The organism is Microbacterium sp. C5A9 (assembly GCF_022627955.1).
Taxonomy (GTDB): Bacteria; Actinomycetota; Actinomycetes; order Actinomycetales; family Microbacteriaceae; genus Microbacterium.
In genome coordinates this window covers 1-235 of sequence record NZ_JABXGD010000039.1, presented here as the reverse complement: position 1 = coordinate 235, position 235 = coordinate 1, and the positions used below count along the sequence as shown (strand labels likewise).

Here is a 235-nt window from a genome sequence, read left to right as displayed (position 1 = left end):
CTATCGTACCGCCAACAGGATCGATACCGCCGGACGCCCGGTGCGAGGCCTGCGCGAAATCGATCCGGAACAGTCCGCCGTGGTCCGCCGCATCTTTCGCCTGTTCGTCGACGGTCAAAGCGCGCGAACGATCGCCGGCATCCTCAACCGGGAAAACATCCCCGGCCCACGCGGCGCGATCTGGCGCGCATCGACCATCAATGGCGACGGCCCGCGTGGCAACGGCATCCTGCGC

At 67.2% G+C, this 235-nt stretch carries 1 protein-coding gene; it reads left to right on the top strand.

The features are described from left to right. On the top strand, window positions 1–235 hold a 235-nt coding region (locus HWD99_RS18405), incomplete at both ends, for a recombinase family protein (protein WP_241797636.1).